The 22,224-nt window shown below is 68.5% G+C and carries 18 protein-coding genes; 10 read left to right on the forward strand and 8 right to left on the reverse strand.

Going from position 1 to position 22,224, the window contains the following annotated elements; translation table 11 throughout:
• Positions 1-12: 12 nt before the first annotated feature.
• Both LGN19_RS11725 and LGN19_RS11730 read right to left on the reverse strand, forming a co-directional pair.
• On the reverse strand, positions 13-1,680 hold the full coding sequence (locus LGN19_RS11725) for a bifunctional protein tyrosine phosphatase family protein/NAD(P)/FAD-dependent oxidoreductase (protein WP_226214764.1): 1,668 nt from the start codon (positions 1,678-1,680) through the stop codon (positions 13-15).
• Between the two features lie 29 nt (positions 1,681-1,709).
• A complete protein-coding gene (locus LGN19_RS11730; protein WP_264173016.1) occupies positions 1,710-2,627 on the reverse strand; it encodes an MBL fold metallo-hydrolase in 918 nt (305 codons plus the stop codon).
• Between the two features lie 215 nt (positions 2,628-2,842).
• On the opposite strand from LGN19_RS11730, the gene LGN19_RS11735 reads away from it, so the two are divergent.
• From LGN19_RS11735 to LGN19_RS11750, 4 genes are all read left to right on the forward strand, one after another.
• Positions 2,843-4,225, forward strand: a complete 1,383-nt coding sequence (locus tag LGN19_RS11735) for a sigma-54 interaction domain-containing protein (RefSeq protein ID WP_226214765.1) — start codon at positions 2,843-2,845, stop codon at positions 4,223-4,225.
• Between the two features lie 81 nt (positions 4,226-4,306).
• The gene (locus LGN19_RS11740) at positions 4,307-4,837 is read left to right on the forward strand and encodes a M949_RS01915 family surface polysaccharide biosynthesis protein (protein WP_226214766.1); all 531 of its coding nucleotides are present in this window, start codon (positions 4,307-4,309) and stop codon (positions 4,835-4,837) included.
• Positions 4,838-5,000: 163 nt separating this feature from the next.
• The gene (locus tag LGN19_RS11745; RefSeq protein WP_122945490.1) at positions 5,001-5,561 is read left to right on the forward strand and encodes a DUF2975 domain-containing protein; all 561 of its coding nucleotides are present in this window, start codon (positions 5,001-5,003) and stop codon (positions 5,559-5,561) included.
• Between the two features lie 8 nt (positions 5,562-5,569).
• Positions 5,570-5,794 carry a helix-turn-helix domain-containing protein gene (locus LGN19_RS11750; RefSeq protein WP_027787308.1) on the forward strand — a complete coding sequence of 75 codons (225 nt, stop codon included), beginning with the start codon at positions 5,570-5,572 and terminating at the stop codon, positions 5,792-5,794.
• A 152-nt stretch (positions 5,795-5,946) separates the two neighbouring features.
• Here LGN19_RS11750 and LGN19_RS11755 read toward each other — a convergent pair whose 3' ends face one another.
• The 4 genes from LGN19_RS11755 to LGN19_RS11770 form a co-directional block, all read right to left on the reverse strand.
• A complete protein-coding gene (locus tag LGN19_RS11755; RefSeq protein ID WP_226214768.1) occupies positions 5,947-6,975 on the reverse strand; it encodes a MerR family transcriptional regulator in 1,029 nt (342 codons plus the stop codon).
• A 119-nt stretch (positions 6,976-7,094) separates the two neighbouring features.
• Positions 7,095-8,675 (reverse strand): efflux transporter outer membrane subunit, encoded by a 1,581-nt coding sequence (locus LGN19_RS11760; RefSeq protein ID WP_226214775.1) that lies wholly within the window; start codon positions 8,673-8,675, stop codon positions 7,095-7,097.
• Entirely contained in the window at positions 8,660-11,824 is a 3,165-nt protein-coding gene (locus LGN19_RS11765; RefSeq protein ID WP_226214777.1) for an efflux RND transporter permease subunit, read from the reverse strand. Before LGN19_RS11765 ends, LGN19_RS11760 begins: the two co-directional genes overlap by 16 nt.
• Complete coding sequence (locus LGN19_RS11770; protein WP_226214779.1) at positions 11,821-12,930, reverse strand: efflux RND transporter periplasmic adaptor subunit; 1,110 nt, start codon at positions 12,928-12,930, stop codon at positions 11,821-11,823. Before LGN19_RS11770 ends, LGN19_RS11765 begins: the two co-directional genes overlap by 4 nt.
• A 186-nt stretch (positions 12,931-13,116) precedes the next feature.
• On the opposite strand from LGN19_RS11770, the gene LGN19_RS11775 reads away from it, so the two are divergent.
• Positions 13,117-13,737 carry a TetR/AcrR family transcriptional regulator gene (locus LGN19_RS11775; protein WP_122945485.1) on the forward strand — a complete coding sequence of 207 codons (621 nt, stop codon included), beginning with the start codon at positions 13,117-13,119 and terminating at the stop codon, positions 13,735-13,737.
• A gap of 54 nt (positions 13,738-13,791) precedes the next feature.
• Here LGN19_RS11775 and LGN19_RS11780 read toward each other — a convergent pair whose 3' ends face one another.
• The gene (locus LGN19_RS11780; protein WP_208459332.1) at positions 13,792-15,525 is read right to left on the reverse strand and encodes a ClcB-like voltage-gated chloride channel protein; all 1,734 of its coding nucleotides are present in this window, start codon (positions 15,523-15,525) and stop codon (positions 13,792-13,794) included.
• Positions 15,526-15,628: 103 nt separating this feature from the next.
• Positions 15,629-16,696, reverse strand: coding sequence for a YeiH family protein (locus LGN19_RS11785; RefSeq protein WP_011352183.1), 1,068 nt, complete (start codon positions 16,694-16,696; stop codon positions 15,629-15,631).
• A gap of 112 nt (positions 16,697-16,808) precedes the next feature.
• Between LGN19_RS11785 and LGN19_RS11790 the strand changes: the two genes are divergently transcribed.
• The 5 genes from LGN19_RS11790 to LGN19_RS11810 all read left to right on the forward strand — a co-directional run bounded on the left by LGN19_RS11790 (position 16,809) and on the right by LGN19_RS11810 (position 22,058).
• Positions 16,809-17,702: a LysR family transcriptional regulator gene (locus tag LGN19_RS11790; protein WP_226214781.1), complete on the forward strand. Its 894-nt coding sequence runs from the start codon at positions 16,809-16,811 to the stop codon at positions 17,700-17,702.
• A 159-nt stretch (positions 17,703-17,861) separates the two neighbouring features.
• Complete coding sequence (locus tag LGN19_RS11795; protein WP_226214783.1) at positions 17,862-18,626, forward strand: sugar phosphate isomerase/epimerase; 765 nt, start codon at positions 17,862-17,864, stop codon at positions 18,624-18,626.
• A 28-nt stretch (positions 18,627-18,654) separates the two neighbouring features.
• Entirely contained in the window at positions 18,655-19,644 is a 990-nt protein-coding gene (locus LGN19_RS11800) for a sugar kinase (RefSeq protein ID WP_226214785.1), read from the forward strand.
• Between the two features lie 162 nt (positions 19,645-19,806).
• Complete coding sequence (locus LGN19_RS11805) at positions 19,807-21,087, forward strand: MFS transporter (RefSeq protein WP_122945480.1); 1,281 nt, start codon at positions 19,807-19,809, stop codon at positions 21,085-21,087.
• Between the two features lie 5 nt (positions 21,088-21,092).
• Positions 21,093-22,058 (forward strand): NAD(P)-dependent oxidoreductase, encoded by a 966-nt coding sequence (locus LGN19_RS11810; protein ID WP_226214787.1) that lies wholly within the window; start codon positions 21,093-21,095, stop codon positions 22,056-22,058.
• Positions 22,059-22,224 lie beyond the last annotated feature (166 nt).

Raw genomic sequence — 22,224 nt, forward strand, 5'->3', positions numbered from 1 at the left:
AGCGGGCTCCGGTCAACGTGCGATCGCGGGCTTCGCGAGCCATTCGCGGCCCTTGAGCATCGCCTTCCAGTAGAGCGGCGGCAGCACGCGCTCCTTGAGCAGCCACGCAAGCCGCGACGGGCGCTTGCCGTCGATCAGCCACGCGGGGAAGGTCGGCGCGACCTTGCCGCCGTACAGGAATTCGGCGAGCACGATCTTGCCGCGCTCGACGGTGAGCGGGCACGAGCCGTAGCCATCGTACGCGGCGTCGCCGTGCGCGCGGCCGAGCGACGCGAGCAGGTTGTGCGCGACGACGGGCGCCTGCTTGCGGGCGGCCGCGGCCGTTTTCGCATTGGTCGTGTTGGTCGCGTCGCCGAGCGCGTAGATGTCCGGGAACTGCCGGTGCCGCAGCGTCGCCGGATCGACGTCGATCCAGCCGGCTGCGTCGGCGAGCGGGCTCGAACGCACGAAGTCGGGCGCCTTCTGCGGCGGCACGACATGGATCATGTCGAACGAACGCACGACGGTTTCCTTGCCGCCGTCCGGCAGCGCGCGTGCGAACGTCGCGCGGCGTGCGGGCCCGTCGATCGACACGAGGTTGTGGCCGAACGACAGCGCGATGTCGTAGCTTTTCACGTACTCCATCAGCGCGGGCACATAGTCGGCGACGCCGAACAGCGCGGCGCCTGCATTCAGGAACTCGACGTTCGCGGCTTCCAGGCGGCCGGAACGCCGCCAGTGGTCGCACGACAGGTACATCGCCTTCTGCGGTGCGCCCGCGCACTTGATCGGCATCGGCGGCTGCGTGAAGAGCGCGTTGCCGCCGCGGAACGCGCGCACGAGTTCCCACGTGTACGGCGCGAGATCGTAGCGGTAGTTCGACGTGACGCCGTTGCGGCCGAGCGTGTCGGCGAGGCCGTCGATCGCGTGCCAGTCGAGCTTGAGCCCCGGGCACACGACGAGCTTGCGATACCCGATGCGGCGGCAGCCGTCGAGCACGACCGCCTGCGCGTCGGGCTCGAAGCCCGCGACGGCGGCCTGGATCCGGTGCACGCCGCGCGGCAGCACGTCGGTCATCCGGCGCGCGGTGGTTTCGGGCCGGAACACGCCCGCGCCGACCATCGTCCAGCCCGGCTGGTAGTAGTGGACATCGGCCGGGTCGATCACCGCGATGTCGAGCGACGCATCGCGCGCGAGCAGGCTCGACGCGACCGCGATACCGGCCGCGCCCGCGCCGACGATCACGATGTCGTGCCGCGCGTCGACGGCCGGTGCCGCCTGCCTGCCGCCTTGCACGACCCGCGACGCGAGCGCGCGCAGGTCGTAGCCGGCCGCCGCGGCCGTCGCGACGATGTCGTTCAGCGGGCGCAGGCCGGCTTGCGACAGCGCCCACAGCGTGGCCGAACGCGTGCCGCTGCGGCAGTACGCGAGCACCGGGCCTTCGAGCGACGCGACGAGCGCGCCGAACTGCGCGGCCTGGTCGTCGGTCACCTTGCCCGTATCGACCGGCAGGTAATGCACGTTGATGCCGAGCGGCGCGGCGGCCGCGCGGATCTCGGTGACGGTCGGCTGGTCGGGGCCTTCGCCGTCGGGGCGGTTGCAGATGATCGCGCGGATGCCGGCCGCGTGAAGCGCGGGCAGGTCGGCCGCCGCGATCTGCGGCGAGACCGACAGCGCGTCGGTCAGCTTGCGGATGGTCATGTCGGGGTTCTCCGGGTGGGGCGCGCGGCTCAGATCGCGTCGAGCGGGATCTTCAGGTAGCGCACGCCGTTGTTTTCGGGCTCGGGCAGGTGGCCGGCGCGCATGTTGACCTGCACGGACGGCAGCATCAGCACGGGCATCGCGAGCGTGGCGTCGCGCGCGGTGCGCATCGCGACGAAATCGTCCTCGGTCACACCGTCCTTCACGTGCACGTTCGCGTGGCGCTGCTCGGCCACGGTCGTCTCGAACTGCACGTCGCGGCCGCCCGGCTGGTAGTCGTGGCACAGGTACAGGCGCGTGTCGGGTGGCAGGCCGAGCACGCGCGCGATCGAGCGGTACAGCGTGCGCGCGTCGCCTCCGGGAAAGTCGCAGCGGGCCGTGCCGTAGTCGGGCATGAACAGCGTGTCGCCGACGAATGCCGCGCGCTGGGTCGCGTCGTCGACGCAGTAGGTCATGCACGCGGGCGTGTGGCCCGGCGTATGCAGCGCGCGGATCGTCAGCGCGCCGAGCGCGAGCGTGTCGCCGTCGTCGAGCAGCCGGTCGAACTGGCGGCCGTCCTGCGCGAAGCCGGGGCCCGCGTTGAACAGCGTGCCGAACACGTGCTGCACGCGGCGCACGTGCGAACCGATCGCAATCTGGCCGCCGACGTGTTCCTTCAGGTACGGCGCGGCCGACAGATGATCGGCGTGCACATGGGTTTCCAGCAGCCAGTGCACGTCCGCGCCGAGTTCGGCGACGCGGGCGATCAGCCGGTCGGCGCTGGCCGTATGCGTGCGGCCGGATTTCGGGTCGTAGTCGAGCACGCTGTCGATCAGCGCGCACGCGCGGCTCGCGGTATCGAGCAGGAGATAGCTGACGGTGTGGGTCGCCGGGTCGAAAAAGCCTTCGACCGACAGGGTGGTGGCATGGCTCACGGGGTGTCCTCGATCGGGTTCTGCATCTTTCATCGGGATCGGTAAATCAAGAAGCGTGCCAGCTTGCAGCGCAGTGCCGGCTGATCTGCCAGGGACTTGATTCGGCTCGGGTTTTTGGCGCGGCCGCCGCGATGCGCGGGGCGTCGGCGGCATCCGTCTGTCACAGTGGACTGCCACATCTGGCAGTGTCGTGGCAGAATTGGCAGTCCGCCTGGCAGTGCGTCGGGCAGCCCCTTCACCGAGTCCGCATGAATCCGCACGACACCATCCCGATCGTCCCCGCGTCGCGCCACGACGTCATGCCCGACGTGCGCGCGCTCGTCGCGTATCTCGAGCAGGATCCGCAGCCGATGATCGTCGTCGATCCCGACTACCGCATCCTCGCGGCGAACGATGCGTACCGGCGCCAGTTCGGCGTCGCCGGCGTCGAGCACGTGGGCCGGCACTGCTTCGAGGTCTCGCATCACTACGACGTGCCGTGCGACCAGGCCGGCGAGCATTGCCCGATGAAGCAGGCGCTCGAATCGCGCGGGCTGAACCGCGTGCTGCACATCCATCACACACCGCGCGGCCCCGAGCATGTCGACGTCGAATTGCGGCCGATCTTCGATGCGCACGGTAACGTAATCGCGTACGTCGAGCGGCTGACGACGGTGCGCAGCGCGTCCGCGCAGCCGAGCGCGGAAGGGCTCGTCGGCGGCGCCGATGCGTTCAATGCGGCGCTCGGCGCATTGCAGCGCGTGGCGCCGTCGATGCTGCCGGTGCTGCTGCTCGGCGAATCGGGCACCGGCAAGGAACTGTTCGCCCGTGCACTGCACGAGGCGAGCGATCGCGCGATGGGGCCGTTCGTCGTCGTCGATTGCTCGGGGATCGCCGAGACGCTGTTCGAGAGCGAACTGTTCGGTTACGAGAAGGGTGCGTTCACAGGGGCGAACCAGCGCAAGCCGGGCCTCGTCGAGACTGCGCAGGGCGGCACGCTGTTTCTCGACGAGATCGGCGACGTGCCGCTGCCGATGCAGGTGAAGCTGCTGCGGCTGATCGAGTCGGGCACGTTCCGCCGCGTCGGCGGCGTCGAGGCGTTGCGCGCGGATTTCCGGCTGGTCGCGGCGACGCACAAGCCGCTGCGCGAGATGATCGACGATGGCCGGTTCCGGCAGGACCTCTACTACCGGATCAACGCGTTTCCGATTCCGTTGCCGGCGCTGCGCGACCGCCGCGGGGACGTCGCGCTGCTGACCGAATCGATCCTGCGGCGGATCGCGAACACGCGCGCCAGTGCGGGCGATGCGGGTACGCGGCCGTTCGTGCTGACCGAGCGCGCGCGCGCGTGTCTCGATGCGTATGCGTGGCCGGGCAACATCCGCGAGCTGCGCAACGTGCTCGAACGCGCGTGCCTGTTCGCGGACGACGGGACGATCCGGATCGAGCATCTGCCGGCCGAGCTGGTCGCCGCAGCGGCGGTGCCGCAGGACCGGGCGGCCGATGCGCGCGGCGTGTCGGACGCGGAGCTCGTGCGCATCGCACGCACGTTCGACGGCACGCGCAAGGCGCTCGCCGAGCAGGTCGGGATGAGCGAACGGACCTTGTACCGGCGGATGAAGGCGCTCGGGCTCGGGGTGCGCGAGCGCTGAACGGGCGCATGCGACGGGTGGCTGGCAGCGGCAGGCGGCTTTGTCGATAATGGCGCGTTCGATCCAGCCTCCACCTCGCCGATGAAGACACGCGTCCTTCCGCCTTGCCTGTTTCTTGCATGCACTGCGCTGTGCAACCTGGCGCAGGCCGCCGCCGAATACACATGGAACGATGCGGCCGGCGCGCATGCGGTGACGCTCGCGAGAACCGCGTCAGGCGATGACCTCGAGCTCAAGGTTGCCGCGACACTCGACGGCCGGCCAGACTGGACCGTGCGCGATTACGTGAAGGCATGCCCGGTCGACGTGATACTCGACGTCGTGCCCGCGTCGATCGAAATGCGTGACCTGCTCGGCAACGGCCGCAAGCAGTTCCTGTTCGCGTACAAGATCGGTTGCCGCGGCGACGTCAGCGCTGACCAGGTCAAGTACCTCCTGATCGACCAGGGCACGAAGTATGTGCTGCGCGGCGAGGAAACCGTCACGGTCAACGGCAAGTTCATGGACGGCGGCGCGGCGCCCGTGCCGAATGCAGACCTGAAAGCCCAGCCCGCGTTCCTGCGCTACATGACGAAGCATTGGCACGGGATCAGCGTGCGCGACTATCGGTAGGCGGGCGCTTGGCGACTGCGACGGTGCGTGCAGCACGCGCGTGTCGACGCGGGTCGAACATGCAGTGCGATAAGAAATCATGGTAGGACAACAATTAATTATCGTTTTACGATAATTATCGTCGTACAATCGACGCACGTTCATTTCCCGTCGAGGACTTCGCATGCATTCCGATCGCATTGCCCGTATCAGCCAGCAGATGGCCACCGTCACGCTGTGGTTCATCGTCGGCATGCTGGTGCTCAACGCCGCGTGCTGGGCGTTTCCGTCGCTGAACACGGCCTCCGGGCCCGGTCTCGTATTCGGCCTCACCGATTCGGTGATCTCGAACCTGAACGTGGATGTCGCGGCTTTCCCGTGGTGGCAGAAGGCCTTCGGCATCCTGCTGTCGAGCGTGCCGCTGATTGCACTCGCGAACGGCCTGCGCCATCTGCGCGCGCTGTTCCGCACCTACGCACGCCGCGACTATTTCTCTGCACAAGCGGCCGGCCATCTCGGCAAGACGGGCCGGGCGATCGGCCTGTGGGTGTTGCTGAGCCTGCTGTGCGAACCGCTTCTGAGCCTGTGGGCGACATTGCGCGAACCGGTCGGCCATCGCGTGATCAGCATCGGCTTCAGCCTGCCGTACGTGGTCGCGCTGTTCACCGCGGCCTGCATTGCGATCATTGCGCACATTCTCCGGCAGGCGAGCGAACTCGATGCCGAACATCGGCAGTTCGTCTGAGGCGCGCCATGTCGATCGTGGTCAAGCTCGATGTGATGCTCGCGACGCGCAAGGTCCGCTCGAAGGATCTCGCGGCGGCCGTCGGCATCACCGAACAGAATCTGTCGCTGCTCAAGCAAGGGAAGGTCAAGGGCATCCGTTTCGCGACGCTCGAGGCGATCTGCCGCTATCTCGACTGCCAGCCCGGCGACCTGCTCGCGTTCAGCGATGACGGTGTCGGTGAGCCGGACTGACACATCGCAGCCGCCCGGTGCCGAGGTGGCCTCCGGTCGCGCGTCGTCACGCTGGCCGCGCACCGCGCACGGGTTGCAAAGGTGAAGCGAGCGGCACGGGGGGAAATCCGCCGGCCGCCCGCACCGTCATGCGCTCAACGCGCTCAACGTGTTCATCGCGCAGGCGCAAGCTGCGCCATCGCGTCCCGCACAAAGCCGATCAACGTGTCGTCGATCCACGAATCCTTCGTCAGCGACGGCTCGCTCATCATCGCCTGGCGGAATTTCGCGTGCGTGGCCGGATCGTTGCCGGCATAGCTGCAGAACAGCGTGAGCCAGCGCTGCGCGAGCGCGCGGCCTTCCGCTGAATCCGGTCGGGCGCCCGCATCGATCGCGTCGCGCACGTCGCCCATCAGCTGCGGCCATGCCATTGCGCTTTCACCGTAGTGCGCCCGCATGAAGCGGATCTCGTCCGGCGCGAGGTACTTCTCGAAGATCCGCATCTTGTTTTCCGACGACGCGCGCAGCACATAGTCGCGCAGTGCGGTCGAAATGCCGATCTTCGACTGCATCGCCGGTTCGTGTTCGTGCATCAGGTTCAGCTTCGCCAGCAGCCGCGGATCGTTGTTCGTGTCGCGCACGAGCAGCGCCATCCAGCGGCTGGCGAGCGCACGGGTGCGTTCGTCTTCGGCGGGCACGCCTGCGTCGTGCAGCGCGCGAACGTCGTCGACGAGTGCGATCCATTCGGCGTCGCCCGCCTGGCTCTTCTGGTACATCGGCAGGCGTGCGAGTTCTTCCTCGGAAAAATATTTGTCGTACACGGTCATCAACTCCAGGGTGGTGAGCCAATCAGCCAGCTCCGGCTCCGTGCCCGCGGCGAGCTGCGCATGCAGGCTCACGAGCCGCTCGCGCAGCTGCGCGGTCTGCGCGAGCTGACGGTCGAGCAACGCGATCTGCTTCGCGACGAGATCGACGAGCGGGGTGTCGGGCTGGTTCAGGTGGTCGCCGATTTCGGTGAGCGACAGGCCGAAGCGACGCAGCGCCTGGATCTGGTGGAGCCGGGCGATGTCGTGGCGGTCGTACAGCCGGTAGCCGTTGTCGGCGCGCGCCGAAGGCGTCAGCAAACCGATTGCGTGATAGTGATGAAGCGTGCGGACGGTCAGCCCGCTGCGTTTCGCCAGTTCTCCCACTTTCAGTCGCATTCGTTCCTCCATTCGGGTCGCACACTGGAGTCTCGAACGTTACGCTACGTGAGGGTCAAGCGGAAGATCGGGAATCGGGTGCGCGGGGGATTCCGCGCGCACCCGATGGCAGGGCCGGCTTATTGCGGCGCAGGCGGTGCAGGCGGCGCAGGCGGAGTGTCGGCCGTGGCGGCGCGCGCTTGCTGGCCGGTTGCGTTGTCGGCCGCCTTGTCGGTCTTGCCGGACGGGCCGGCCTTGTCGACCGGCGGCGTGCCCATCGCCTGGTAAAGCCGTGCGGTATCCGCGAACCGCGCGCCGGTCGCGCGGATCTCGTCGAGCCGCGCGTTGCGATACTGCAGCTCGCTGGCGCGCGCGGCCGATGGCGGCAATGCGCCGAGTCGCACACGGGCTGCCGCATCGTCGTATGCGCCGCGCGCGGACAGCGCGGCACGGGACGATGCGTCGAGCGCCTCGGCATCGTGCTCGAGCGCCGCGAGCGCATCGGCGACGTTCTGGAACGCGCCGAGCACGGCCTGCTTGTACTGGTCGACGGCGGCCTCGTAGGTCGCCTTCGCCGCGCGGCGCTGCGCGAGCAGCGCGCCGCCGTGGAAGATCGGCTGGCTCAGCGACGCGCCGATGTTCCAGATCGAACCGGCGCCCGACAGCATCGTCGGCCAGCTGAAGCCGCCTTTGCCCATCGCGGCCGACAGCGACAGCTGCGGGAACATCTGCGCAGTCGCGAGGCCCACTTCGGCCGCGGCCGCCTTCAGCCCCGCGTCGGCCGCCTGGATGTCCGGGCGGCTTTGCAGCAGGTCCGACGGCACGACGACGGGCACCTGTTCGGGCAGGTGCAGATCGGCGAGCGTGAGGTCGGCCGGCGGCCGGTCGGGCGTGCGGCCGACCAGCACCGCGAGCGCGTGGCGCGCCGAGTCGCGTTGCTGGCGCAGCGCGGGCAGGCTCGCCGCGAACGTGTCGGCGCTTTGCCGCGCGTTCAGCGCGTCGCTGCGAGATGCGGAACCGAGTGCGTAGCGGCGTTCGGCATCGTGCGCCTGGTCGTTGGCGAGCGCGACGAGCCGCTCGGTCGTGTTGATCTGCGCATTCAGCACCGATACCGTGATCGACGCGGTGACGATGTTCGCGGCCAGCGCGCGCCGCGCGGATTCGAGCTGGAACGCGCTGACGTCGACGCGTCGTGCCAGCGCGCGGTTCGCGAAACGCGACGCGCCGAACAGGTCGATCGTGTAGCTCGCCTGCAGCTGCCCGACGAACGTGTCGTACAGCAGCGTTGGCGCACCGAGCGCGGGAATCGGCACGCCGAGCGCACGCTGGCGCGTGGCCTGGCCGCCCGCGTCGATCGACGGCAGCATCGAGCTGCCGATCTGCCCGCGCAACTGTTCGCGCGCGGCATCCAGCGAGTGCGACGCCGCGCTCAACGTCGGGCTGTTGCGCAGCCCTTCGTCGACGAGCGCGGCCAGCGCATCGGAGCGGTACTGTTTCCACCAGTCGGGCACCGGTTGCGCGCCGACCTCGAACTGCTGCGCGACGCCTTGCGCGGACACGGTCTGCTGGACTTGCGGCGTGGTGCCGTAGTGCGCGGGCGACGGCATCGCGGGCGGCTCGCCGCTCGGCGCGAACCACGAGCAGCCCGCGAGCGGGCCGGCGAGGCTCGCCACGGCGAGTGCCCGCACGGTTTTGGTTTTCAGGTTCATCGATCGATCCATGGTCGGGCTCCCGACGGCGCGGCAGGCGTGCCGCCCGGCGGCGGGCCGTCCTGCGGGTCGCGTTCGTCGCGCTTCACGCGGAACCACGTCGCATACAGCGCGGGCAGGTAGAACAGCGTCAGCACGGTCGCGCTCGTGATGCCGCCCATCAGCGCGGTCGCCATCGGCCCGAAGAAGTTCGAGCGCAGCAGCGGGATCAGCGCGAGCACGGCGGCCGCGGCCGTCAGCGTGATCGGGCGGAAGCGTCGCACGGTCGCGCCGATGATCGCGTCGATGCGCCGGTGGCCGACCGCGATGTCCTGCTCGATCTGGTCGACGAGGATCACCGAGTTGCGCATGATGATCCCGAACATCGCGATCACGCCGAGCATCGCGACGAAACCGAACGGCTGGCCGAACAGCAGCAGCGTGGCGACCACGCCGATCAGCCCGAGCGGCGCGGTCAGCACGACCATCAGCACGCGCGAGAAACTCTGCAGCTGGATCATCAGCAGCGTGAACACGGCAATCGCCATCAGCGGCATCTGCGCATTGATCGACTTCTGCGCCTTCGCGCTTTCCTCGACCGAGCCGCCGATGTTGATCTGATAGCCGACGGGCAGCTGCGCGCGCAATGCGTTCAGCTTCGCGTCGACCGCGTGCGTGACGTCGATCCCCTGCGCGCCGGCGCGCACGTCCGACTGCACGGTGATGGTCGGCTGACGGTCGCGTTCCCACACGACGCCGTATTCGAGCGTCGGCTTGAAGCGGCCGAGCGAGCCGAGCGGCACCGGGCCGTTCGGGGTCGGCAGCGCGAGGCCCGCCAGCTTCGCGGGGTCGACACGGTCGGCCCGCGGCGCGCGCAGGTCGACCGCGATCAGCTTGTCGCGCTCGCGGTACTGCGTGACGGTCGTGCCGGACAACGTCATCGCGAGGAAGCTCGACACGTCCTGCGACGTGACGTTCAGTTCGCGCGCCTTCTTCTGGTCGATCTCGAAGCGCACCGAGCGCTCGGCCGGCTCGTCCCAGTCGAACTGCACGTTGACCGTGCGCGCGTCGCCGCGCATCGTCGCCGCGACCTTCTCGGCGATCGAGCGAACCGTCGCGATGCTGTCGCCGCTCACGCGGAACTGCACCGGGTAGCCGACCGGCGGGCCGTTCTCGAGCCGCGACAGCCGCGAGCGCACGGCCGGGAACTGCTCGCGCAGCGTCGTTTCGAGCCAGGTCGCGAGCTTTTCGCGATCCTCGACCGATTTCGCGGTGATCACGAACTGCGCGAAGTTCGGCAACTGAAGCTGCTGGTCGAGCGGCAGGTAGAAGCGCGGTGCGCCGCTGCCGACGAAGTTCACCGAATGATCGATCTCGGGGCGCTTGTCGATCACTTTCTCGAGGCGTTCGGTTTCGCGCAGCGTCGCCGCGAACGACGCGCCTTCGGGCAGCCGCAGATCGACGAGCAGCTCGGGGCGGTCGGAGCTCGGGAAGAACTGCTGCGGCACCAGCGAGAAACCCATCAGCGCGACGACGAACAGCGCGCCGGTGATCAGCAGCACGACGAAGCGCCGCTCGATGCACCAGTCGATCCAGCCGCGCAGCCGCCGGTAGAAACGCGTGTCGTAGATGTCGTGTTCATGATCGTCGGGCAGGTGCGCCTCGTGCGCCTGCCGCTTGCGCTCGGGCAGCAAGTGGAAGCCGAGCAGCGGGATCAGCACGACCGCCGCGAACCACGACGCGATCAGCGCGATCGCCGACACCTCGAAGATCGAGCGCGTGTATTCGCCGGTGCTCGATTTGGCGAGCGCGATCGGCAGGAAGCCCGACACGGTGACGAGCGTGCCCGTCAGCATCGGGAATGCGGTGCTCGTATAGGCGAACGCGGCGGCGCGTGCGCGCGTGTAGCCCTGTTCGAGCTTCACGGCCATCATCTCGACCGCGATGATCGCGTCGTCGACGAGCAGCCCGAGCGCGAGCACGAGCGTGCCGAGCGACACCTTGTGCAGCCCGATGTCGAACAGGTACATGAAGAGGGCGGTGACCGCGAGCACGACGGGGATCGAGATCACGACCACCATCCCGGTGCGCAGGCCGAGCGACACGAGGCTCACGACCAGCACGATCGCGACGGCTTCCGCCACCGCTTCGAGGAAGTCGTCGACCGAATGCTCGACCGCGTGCGGCATGCTCGATACCAGCGTCAGCTTGAGGCCGGCCGGCAGTTGCGCCTGCAGGTCCTTCGATTCGGCGTCGAGCGCCTTGCCGAGCCGGATCACGTCGCCGCCCGGCTGCATCGTGACGCCGATGCCGAGGACTGCCTTGCCGTTCGAACGCATCTGCGTGACGGCCGGATCGTCGTAGCCGCGCTTCACCGTCGCGAGATCGCCGAGCCGGAACGTGCGGCCGTTGATGCGGATCAGCGTGTCGGCAATCGCGTTGACGTTGTCGAACTGGCCGCTCGGCCGCACGAACACGCGATCGTCGGCGGTCGTCAGCGTGCCTGCCGACGAGATGTCGTTTTGCGCGTTGATCGCCTGCCCGAGCTGCTGCGGCGAGATGCCGAGGCGCGTGAGCTGCGCGTTGTTCACCTCGATGAAGATCCGCTGGTCGGGGTCGCCGAAATAGTCGACCTTGCCGACACCCGGCACACGCAGCAGCACGGTGCGTAGCTGGTCCGCGTAATCGTGGAGCTGCGCGGGCGTGAAGCCGTCGCCTTCGAGCGTCCAGATGTTGGTGTAGACGTCGCCGAATTCGTCGTTGAAGAACGGGCCCTGCACGCCGGGCGGCAGCGTATAGCCGATGTCGCCGACTTTCTTGCGGATCTGATACCAGGTGTCGGGCACGTCCTTCACGGGCGCCGAATCCTTCATCGTGAAGAAGATCAGCGATTCGCCGGGGCGCGAATAGCTGCGCAGGAAGTCGATGGCCGGCGTTTCCTGCAGCTTGCGGCCGATCCGGTCGGTGACCTGTTCCTGCACCTGCCGTGCGGTCGCGCCCGGCCAGAACGTGCGGATCACCATCACGCGGAACGTGAACGGCGGGTCTTCGGATTGCGCGAGGCGCGTGTACGCAAGGATGCCCGCGAGCGTCGCGAGCGCGATCAGGTAGACGACCAGCGCCTGGTGGCGCAGCGCCCACGCCGACAGGTTGAAGCGGCCTTCTTCGTAGGAAACGCTCACGATGCGAAGTCCTCCGGATGCAGCGGCGCGATCGCGCGTACCTTCTCGCCCGCGCTGACCGTGTGCACGCCCTGCAGCACCACGCGCTCGCCGGGTTGCAGCCCGTGCGACACCGTCACCGTGCGCTCGTTGAAGCGCGCGACGTCGACGCGGCGCAACTCGAGCGTGTCGTCCTTCGCGCGCACGACCCACACGGCCGGTTGCTGGCCGTCGTGGAACAGCGCGGTCGCGGGCAGCGTGATCGACGGCGCGTCGCCGGTAGCCGGTGCGCCGTCGAACGCGACGCTGGCCGTCATCCCGAGGCGGATCGCCGGATCGGGCGCGGCGAGCGTGAGCTTCACGCGATAGGTGCGGCTCTGCGGATCGGCGGCGGGTGCCACTTCGCGCACCTTCGCGGCGAACTGGCGGCCCGGCAGCGACGGCAGCGTGACGGTGGCAGTGTGGCCCGGCGTGAGCGACGCAAGCGCGGCTTCAGGCACGTCGCTGACGACGTCGACGTCGCCCGACCACGCGAGCTGGTAGACGGCCTGGCCGGCCGACACGTTCTGGCCGGTGTCGGCCTGCTCGGCCGTGATGTAGCCGGCATGATCGGCGACGAGCGTCGCGTAGCGGAGCTGGTTCTTCGCGAGTGCGAGCTGCTGCTGCGCCTGGTCGCGCTGCGCGAGCGCCGACGTGTAGCTGTTTTCCGTCTGCTCGAGCTGCGCGGTCGCGATCAGGTTTTCACGTGCCTGCGCGCGATCGCGATCGAGCTGCTGCTTCGCGAACGCGAGGCTGTGCGTCGCGGCATCGAGTTGCGCCTGCGCGCTCGCGGCGTTCTTCTCGACGTCGGACGGATCGAGCAGCGCGACGACCTGGCCGACCTTGACCGTATCGCCGAGGCGCACCTTGCGCTCGATGATCTTGCCGGCGATGCGGAACGACAGCGGGGTGGCGTAGCGCGGCTGGATTTCGCCGGGGAGCGTGCGGGCGACTGCGGCGTCGTCGGCATGGGCGGGCAAGGCGACGACGGGGCGCGGGGCGGGCGGCGCGGATTCTTTCGGATGACAGGCGGTGAGGACGAGCGCGGCGCCGATCAGCAGCGCGGCGCGGGAACCGGAGCGATTCACGAAACCCCCAGATGAGGTGAGAGCGAGAGCGGAACGAAGCCGGCAAGCGCGGCGGACGCTTGCCCCGAGCGGCGCCGGCACGGGCGTGCGGACACCATCTTTCAGAAACTGTGGCGAATTCTAATACACACCTGTATCTGAATGCAAAGATGAATCCGAAAGGTAAAGGGTGCTAGACTGCGCGCCATGAAACCACAGCGCTTAACTCGCGAGCAGAGCAGGGACCAGACGCGCGAACGTCTGCTGAATGCCGCGCACCGGATTTTTATGAAGAAAGGCTATGTGGCCGCGAGTGTCGAGGACATCGCGGCGGCGGCCGGTTTTACGCGCGGGGCGTTCTATTCGAATTTCAGCAGCAAGTCCGACCTGTTGCTGGAGTTGCTGGAGCGCGATCACGCTGAGGTGCAGGCCGACTTCCAGGCGATCTTCGACGGGGGCGGAACGCGCGAGCAGATGGAGTCGATGTCGCTCGCGTATTACCGGACGCTGTTTCAGGACGATGAATATTCGCTGCTGTGGGGCGAGGCGAAGCTGCAGGCCGCGCGCGACGCGAAGTTCCGCGTGCGCTTCAACCAGTTCCTGCATGGCAAGCGCCTGCAGATGGCCGAGTTCATCCGGAGCTTCTCGGAGCGCGCGGGCACGCCGCTGCTGCTGCCGGCGGAGACGCTTGCGTTCGGGCTGATGTGCCTGTGCGATGGCGTGCAGTCGTACTACACGGCCGATCCGCAGCACGTGTCGGCCGAGGTGGCCGAGTCGGTGCTGGCGGGATTCTTCGCACGCGTGGTGCTCGGGCGCGCGCCGGACTGAGCGGGCCTTGGCCGTGTTGATGCGCGCTCGCGCTGCCGGTGGCGAATCGCCCGGTCAGCGCTCGCCGGTCATCCGCCGGTACGCATCGAGCAGCGACGTCTTGTAGACGACCCCCGCGAGCGTCGGCTCGGCTTCGCTTTCGATCACCGGCAGGCGTTCGCCCTGGAACGCCATGAAGCGCTCGAGCGCGGTGGCGAGCGGCATGTCGGGCGTGAGCAGCGGAAACGGCGTGTGCGCGTAATGCGCGGCCGTCTTGTCGGTCGTGTCGCGCTTGTCGAGCAGGTCGGACGTGATGTCCTTCAGCGCGACCGCGCCGCGAAAGCGCCCGGCGTCGTCGGTCACGTACAGGTACTTCACCGGATATTCGAGAAACACGCGCGTCATGTCGGCGACGCTCGCCGTGAGCGGCACGACCGTCTGCGCGGGCTGGATCAGCGCGCGCATCTGCGTCGTGCGGATCCGGCTGCGTTCCTCGGCATCCTGGTGGTGGTGCAGCGTGATCTCGTACATCGACGTCGTGCCGGTCGCGCGCGCAACGAAGTACGCGAATACGCAGGACACCAGCAGCGGCAGCACGACCTGGTAGCTCAGCGTCATCTCGAAGATCATCAGGATCGCCATCAGCGGCGCCTGCGTGGCGCCCGTCAGGAACGCACCCATCCCGACGATCGCGTACGCGAAGTACGCCGACGTATGGCCGGGCCACACGGCTTGCATCGCGAGTCCGAACAGCGAGCCGAACACCGCGCCGACGAACAGCGTCGGCGTGAACACCCCGCCGATCGCGCCGGAGCCGACGGTGGCGGAGGTCGCGATCACCTTGAACACGAGCACCGCGACGAGTGCCTGCCAGGTCCACGGCGAATGGAGGATGAGGTTCACGACGCTGTAGCCGTTGCCCCACACGTCCGGCACCCATACCGAGATCACGCCGACGACGAGGCCGCCGAGCGCGAGCCGCACGGGCAGCGGCACGGGCAGCCGCTTGAACTGGTTCTTCGATGCATCGAGCAGGTGCAGGAACTGCGGCGCGAGCACGCCGCACAGCGCGCCGAGCACGACGAACAGCAGCACTTCGGGGCCGGTGACGGCCGGAAACACCGGCATCTCGTACGGCGGCCGGTAGCCGACGAATTCGCGCATCACGATGTTCGCGACGACCGACGCGACGATCATCGGCCCGAGACTTTCCATGGCGATGCCGCCGAGCACGATCTCCGACACGAAGAAGGCGCCGGCGATCGGCGCGTTGTACGCGGACGTGATGCCGGCCGCGGCCCCGCAGGCGACCAGCAGGCGCAGCCGTGGCGGGTCGAAGTGCGCGAAGCGGCCGACGAGCGATGCGGCGAGCGCCGCGAGCTGCACCATCGGGCCTTCGCGGCCGATCGAGCCGCCGCTGCCGATCGTCAGCAGCGACGACACGCTGCGCCACAGGCTCTGGCGGACCGGCACGATGCCGTTGCCGAGCGCGACCGATTCCATGTAGTCGGTCTTGCCGGCTTTCTTGTCGCCGCGGGTTGCGAGCAGCAGCACGCAGCCGGCGAGGAAGCCGCCCGCGGCCGGCATCCAGAACCGCACGTACCACGGCAGGCGCTTGGCCATCTGCACGAAGCTGCCGCTTTGCCCGGAGATCAGGTGCTGCATCAGGTCGATGCCTTCGCGGAACGCCATCGTGGCAAAGGCGCCGCCGACGCCGACGATGGCCGACCAGATCAGCATCGTATGGGCGTCCGACAGGCGGAACAGCGTTTGCGCGCGAGTGCGCAGCTTCAGCAGGAACGAGAGCACGGCTGAACGAGGGCGATGGAAAACGACGCGAAGCATAGCACTGCGCCGCGCCCGCGGGACCATCCCGTCGGGCGCGGCGCGCGAAGTGTCACGGGCGGGCAACTCAGCCAAGCCAGTGCTGCACGGCCCAGGTGATCCCGTAGCCGCCGGCGATCAGCCACACGTACAGGATCAGGCCGGTCATCAGCGCACGGGGGCCGGCTGCGCGGATCTGCGCGACGCGGGTTTCGATGCCGAGCGCGGTCATCGCCATCGTCAGCGCGAAGGTGTCGAGCACGTTCAGCGTGTGGGTGACGTCGGTGGGCAGCACGTTCAGCGAATTGACGATCACGAAGCCGAGGAAACCGAGTGCGAACCAGGGCACGGCCACCTTGCGCTTGCCTTGCGCGCCGCCGGCGGTGGCGCGTGCCGAGCGGGCGAGCCACCAGCCGAGCACCAGCAGCACCGGGACCAGCAGCATCACGCGGGTCATCTTGACGATCGTTGCGATGTGCGCGACCTGCGGGCTGATGTCGCTCGCCGCGCCGACCACCTGCGCGACCTCGTGGATCGTGCCGCCGAAGAACAGGCCGAGGCCGGCCGGATCGAGGTTCAGCAGCCCGGCGTGATACGCGATCGGGTACAGGAACATCGACAGCGTGCCGAACAGCACGACGCTGCCCACGGCCATCGCGCTCTGGTGCGGCTTCGACTGCAGCGTCGACTCGAATGCGAGCACCGCGGCCGCGCCGCAGATCGCGCTGCCGGCGGCGGTCAGCAGTGCGGAGTCGCGGTCGAGCTTCATGATCTTCATGCCGGCCCAGGTGCCGATCACGAGCGTGCTGACGACGACCAGCACCGACACCGTCAGGCCCGGCAGGCCGACCTGCGCGATTTCCTGCAGGCTCACGCGCAACCCGAAGAACGCGACCGCGATGCGCAGCAGCTTGCGCGCGGAGAAGTTGACGCCGGCCGCCCAACTGGCCGGCATGCCGTCGCGCAGCGCGTTGCCGTACAAGGCGCCTGCGACGATGCCGACGATCAGCGGCGAAAGGCCGAGCCCCGCGATCGCGGGGAGCTGGGACAGGCTCGTGACGGCGGCGGCGAACAGCGCGACGAACAGCACGCCGTTCAACTGGCCGCGCATCGACGGCGCGGCGGGGCTGAGATGGGGAGTCGGGGCAGTGGACATGGAAGCACCGTGATGGAGCGTGTTGCGATGGTGTAATCCTAATTTCGTTATATCGATATGAAAAATTGTGATTTGTGACGTAAGCTATCCGGAAATCCGATAATTTATCCCCATGACCCCGGATCAACTGATAACGTTCGCCGCCGTCGCCGAACACCTGAACATCAGCCACGCCGCCGTGGCGCTGCATCTGTCGCAGCCGGCCGTGTCGGGCCAGTTGCGGCTGCTGCAGGACGAGTTCGGCGAGCCGCTGTACCAGCGCGAAGGCCGCGGCATTCGCCTGACCCCGGTCGGCGAACAGCTCGCGCAGTACGCGAAGGCGCAGCGCGATACCTTCGCGCAGGCGCGCGCGTTTCGCGACGCGGTGCGCGGCCTCGAGGCCGGCACGCTGCGCATCGGTGCGAGCACGACACCCGCGAGCTACCTGCTGCCGTACCTGATCGCGGCGTTCCAGCCGCGCGCGCCGCGCGTGGCGATCCACACGATGAGCGGCAACACGGCCGACGTGGTCGCGGCGCTGCCGTCGCTCGATATCGCGATGATCGAAGGTCCGCCCGGCGAGGCGCTGCCGCCGGGCACCGCGGTGCATGCGTGGCGCGAGGACGAGATCGTGGCGATCGTGCCGACCGGGCATCCGCTGGCCGCTCCCGAATACGCGCCGGGGGTCACGCTTGATGCGCTTGCCGCCCATCCGCTCGTGTTGCGCGAGGCGGGCTCCGCCGTGCGGCAACTCGTCGAGCGCGCGTTCGCGCACGGCGCGGCGCCGATGCGCGTCGCGTTCGAGATCGCGGGCGTCGAGGCCGTGAAGGAAGCCGTGCGCGCCGGGATGGGGGTCGGGTTCGTGTCCGCGATGTCGCTGCGTCACGACGATGCCGCGCTCGTCCTGCGCTCGCTCGCGCCCGCGCCGCTTACGCGTCACTTCTCCATCCTCGTGCCACACGGCGGCGCGCCGTCGCGGGTCGCCGCCCAATTCCTCGAGATGAGCCTCGCGCACGACATCGCCTGAGCGGCCGAACCCGGCCCGGGCACGCGCGATGCGAGCCGTCGGGTGCGCGTTCGCGTCGTATTCCGTCTTAGGGATTTCCTCTATGGTGTGGGTCCGACGTGAAGCGCACCATCCGTCTCAAGCAAATGGAACCGGTTCCAATCCGGTGAAAAGGGCAACATGACAGACATCGTGATCGTGGCGAGCGCATTCGGGATGGACCGCGTGCGTCAGGAGGGCCACAGCGCATTCATCGCCACCGCGGCGGCATCCGGTGCGACCGGTTTCGAGGTGCGGCGTGAACTGTTCGCGTCGGAAGACGAAGCGGCACCCGGCGCGCTGGCCGCGCTCGGTGCGCAACTGGCCAGCCACGGTTTGTGGTCGGTCTATTCGACGCCGGCCAACCTGTACACGGAAACGGGCGCGCTCGATGCGCACGCGTTGCGCAGCACCCTCGCGGAAGCCGACGCGCTCGGCGCGCGCTTCGTGAAATTCCAGCTCGGCGGTTTCGCCGGCGACGCGCACGCGGCCAACATCATCGCGCTGTCGCGCAGCGCGCGGGCCCGCGTGGTGGTCGAGAACGGCCAGCTTCCGGTTGGCGGCGCGCTCGCGCAGTTCCGCGGGCTGTTCGAGGCGCTGGCCGCGGCCGGCATGCCCGACGCGCTCGGGATGACCTTCGACATCGGCAACTGGCAGTGGCCGGGCGAAGCGCCGCTTGATTGCGCACAAGTGCTTGCGCCGCATGTGGAATACATTCATTGCAAGGCCGTCGAGGGCGAGGGCGCGCGCCGTTTCGCCGCCGCGCCCGCACCGAACGACCCGCTCGTGACCGGTGTGCTCGCGGCGCTGCCGCAGCAGGCGCCGCGCGGCATCGAGTTTCCGTTCGACGCGGCCGACCTGGCGGGCGATGCGTGCCGGCGCGTCGCGTGGCTCGCTACTGCGTGACGGCGGCAGGATCCTGGAGAGTTCATTCATGAAAGCAGCACTCGATGTCGTGACCTACGGCGAAGCGATGGCGATGTTCGTCGCGACCGAGCCCGGCCATCTCGCGCACGCGGCGCAATTCGCGAAGCGGATCGCGGGCGCCGACCTGAACGTCGCGATCGGCCTGTCGCGGCTCGGTTTCCGGGTCGGCTGGATGAGCCGCGTCGGCCGCGACTCGTTCGGCGGCTACGTGCTCGACACGCTGGCGCGCGAAGGCATCGACGCGTCGTGCGTGACCGTCGACCCGCGTTACCCGACCGGCTTCCAGCTCAAGTCGCGCAACGACGACGGCTGCGACCCGACCGTCGAGTATTTCCGCAAGGGCTCGGCCGCGAGCCACCTGTCGTGCGACGACTATGTAGCCGACTACGTGCTCGGCGCACGCCACCTTCACCTGACGGGTGTCGCGCCGGCGATCTCCGCGACGTCGTGCGAGCTCGCGTTCAGGCTGGCGCGCGAAATGCGCGCGGCCGGCAAGACGATCTCGTTCGACCCGAACCTGCGCCCGACGCTGTGGCCGTCCGCCGACGTGATGGCGAAGACGCTGAACGCGCTCGCGTCGCTGGCCGACTGGATGCTGCCGGGCATCGCCGAAGGGCGGCAACTGACCGGGCACGACACGCCGGCCGACATCGCGGGTTTCTATCTTGCGCAGGGCGCGCGTGGCGTCGTGATCAAGCTCGGTGCCGAAGGCGCGTACTACCGGATGGCCGACGGCCGTGACGGAACCGTGACGGGCGAGCGCGTGCAGAACGTCGTCGACACGGTCGGTGCCGGCGACGGCTTCGCGGTCGGCGTGGTCAGCGCGCTGCTGGAAGGGAAGACGATCGAGCAGGCCGTGGCGCGCGGCAACCGGATCGGCGCGCTCGCGATCCAGGTGATCGGCGACTCGGAAGGGCTGCCGACCCGCGCCGCGCTCGATCGAATCGAAAACGTCAGCAATCGCGTCGATCGCTTAGAGGAAACCTTCACCGCGTAATGAGAGGCCGGACACGGCACAATCCGCGGACTCATTTCGTCGTGCTCGCGCACGGCAACCTACGGGACCGGGACGCGCGCCGAAGCGTGCGTTCCGACCGCGAAGCATGGGACCAGAGTAAGCGCTGAAGCGCTAACTCTGGTCGACATAGGAGACATTCTGATGGCCAATACTCTCGCTGCCCGCCGCTGGTGGACGATCATGCCGATCGTCTTCATCACGTACAGCCTCGCCTACCTCGACCGCGCGAACTACGGGTTCGCGGCCGCGGCCGGCATCAACCAGGACCTCGGGATCAGCAAGGGCCTGTCGTCGCTGATCGGCGCGCTGTTCTTCCTCGGCTACTTCTTCTTCCAGATTCCCGGCGCGATCTACGCGGAACGCCGCAGCGTGAAGAAGCTCGTGTTCGTCAGCCTCATCCTGTGGGGCGCCTGCGCGGCGCTCACGGGCGTGGTCAGCAACATCCCGTCGCTGATGGCGATCCGCTTCGTGCTCGGCGTCGTCGAGGCGGCCGTGATGCCGGCGATGCTGATCTACATCAGCAACTGGTTCACGAAGAACGAGCGCTCGCGCGCGAACACGTTCCTGATCCTCGGCAACCCGGTCACCGTGCTGTGGATGTCGATCCTGTCCGGCTATCTCGTGCACGAATTCGGCTGGCGCCACATGTTCATCGCCGAAGGCGTGCCGGCCGTCCTGTGGGCCGTGTGCTGGTGGTTCCTCGTGCAGGACAAGCCGGCCGATTCGCCGTGGCTCAACGCGCAGGAAAAGCGCGACCTCGACGCCGCACTTGCGGCCGAGCAGGCAGCGATCAAGCCGGTGCGCAATTATGGCGAGGCGTTCCGCTCGCCGGCCGTGATCAAGCTGTGCGCACAGTATTTCTGCTGGAGCATCGGCGTGTACGGTTTCGTGCTGTGGCTGCCGTCGATCGTCAAGAACGGCTCCGACCTCGGGATGGTCGCGACCGGCTGGCTGTCCGCGCTGCCGTATCTCGCCGCGACGATTGCGATGCTCGCCGCATCGTGGGCGTCCGACAAGGTCGGTTCGCGGCGCGGTTTCGTGTGGCCGTTCCTGCTGATCGGCGCGGCCGCGTTCGCCGCATCGTACGCACTCGGCTCGTCGCATTTCTGGATCTCGTATGCGCTGCTGGTCGTGGCGGGTGCCGCGATGTACGCGCCGTACGGCCCGTTCTTCGCGATCGTGCCGGAACTGCTGCCGAAGAACGTCGCCGGCGGTGCAATGGCACTGATCAACAGCATGGGCGCGCTCGGCTCGTTCGTCGGCTCGTACTTTGTCGGCTACCTGAACGGGGCGACCGGCTCGCCCGTCGCGTCGTATGCATTCATGAGCGCCGCGCTCGTCGCCGCGGTGATCCTCACGCTGTCCGTCAAACCCCAGGCGCGCGATGCGCATCCGCTCGCGGCGCCGCTGCAAGGAAAATGAATCCGATGAAGCCCCGTATCGTCGCGTACAAGCCGCTGCCCGATGACGTCCTCGCGTACCTGCGCGAGCATGTGGACGTCGTGCAGGCCGACGGCGCCGCAGCCCTCGCCGATGCGCTCGGCGACGCGGACGGCGCGATCGGCGCGAGCCTGAAGGTCACGCCGCAGATGCTCGACCGCGCGCCGCGGCTGAAGGCGTGGTCGACGATCTCGGTCGGCTACGACAACTTCGACGTCGCGGATCTCACGCGGCGCGGGATCGTGCTCGCGCATACGCCGGACGTGCTGACCGAGTCGACCGCCGATACGGTGTTCTCGCTGATCCTCGCGTCGGCGCGACGTGTGGTCGAGCTGGCCGAGTGGGTGAAGGCCGGCAACTGGCATCACAGCATCGGCCCCGACCTGTACGGCACCGACGTGCAGGGCAAGACGCTCGGCATCGTCGGGCTCGGGCGGATCGGCGGTGCGGTCGCGCGGCGCGCGGCGCTCGGTTTCCGGATGCAGGTGCTGTACGCGAACCGGTCCGCCCATGCGGAAGCCGAGACGCAATACGGCGCGCGGCGCGTCACGCTCGACGAACTGCTCGCGCAAGCGGATTTCGTGTGCCTGCAAGTGCCGCTGTCGCCGGAAACGCACCACCTGATCGGCGCGGCCGAATTCGCGAAGATGAAGCGCGGCGCGATCCTGATCAACGCATCGCGCGGGCCGGTGGTCGACGAAGCCGCACTGATCGATGCGCTGCGCGCGGGCACGATCCGCGGCGCGGGGCTCGACGTGTTCGAGAAGGAGCCGCTGCCGGCGGATTCGCCGCTGCTGCAGATGAAGAATGTCGTCGCGCTGCCGCATATCGGCTCGGCGACGCACGAGACGCGCCACGCGATGGCGCGCTGCGCCGCGGAAAACCTGGTCGGCGCGCTGGCCGGCACGCTGCGCACGAATCTCGTCAATCCGGATGCGCTCGCGCGGGTCTGATCCGCCATATTCGTCCGGCCGGGGTGACGCCGGCGCCGTTAGAGGCGATGATCTTGGTGCCGGAGGGCTGGCTGCGTTATGATCGCCCGCGCGTCGCGTCGACGGGCCGGCACAGCTGCCGGCCGTGTCCCGCGATGGGTATCCGCGCCAGGTCCGGTGCGGCCGA

Origin of the sequence: Burkholderia sp. AU30198 (assembly GCF_020419825.1) — a bacterium.
In the GTDB taxonomy this organism is placed as follows: domain Bacteria; phylum Pseudomonadota; class Gammaproteobacteria; order Burkholderiales; family Burkholderiaceae; genus Burkholderia.